The following is a 256-nucleotide window of genomic DNA, read 5'->3' on the forward strand; positions in this document are numbered from 1 at the left end:
TTTTGTTCTGGAGAGGGTAACCTTATTATCCCACCATAAGCTTGGATCATTGGCCACATAGGCATTGAAGTAATCCGGATGAGAAAGAAAAACATTGATGGCAAAAAGACCACCGAATGAGTGTCCCACCAATACAGAATAATCCTGAGTTCTATAGTTTTTACTGATAAACGGTTTTAGTTCTTCCTGCATGAATTTTACAAAATTCTCACTTCCCCCCCTGTCAGCAAAAAGGGTTATATTAGGATTCACAGGA

Annotated in this window: 1 protein-coding gene; it reads right to left on the reverse strand. The window is 39.1% G+C overall.

All coding sequences use genetic code 11. From position 1 onward, the window contains the following. Window positions 1-252 (reverse strand): alpha/beta hydrolase (locus SB689_RS23615; RefSeq protein WP_410694476.1); only part of this gene is annotated, 252 nt, incomplete at its 3' end. Window positions 253-256 lie beyond the last annotated feature (4 nt).

Source organism: Chryseobacterium sp. SIMBA_038 (assembly GCF_046535115.1).
Lineage (GTDB): Bacteria > Bacteroidota > Bacteroidia > Flavobacteriales > Weeksellaceae > Chryseobacterium.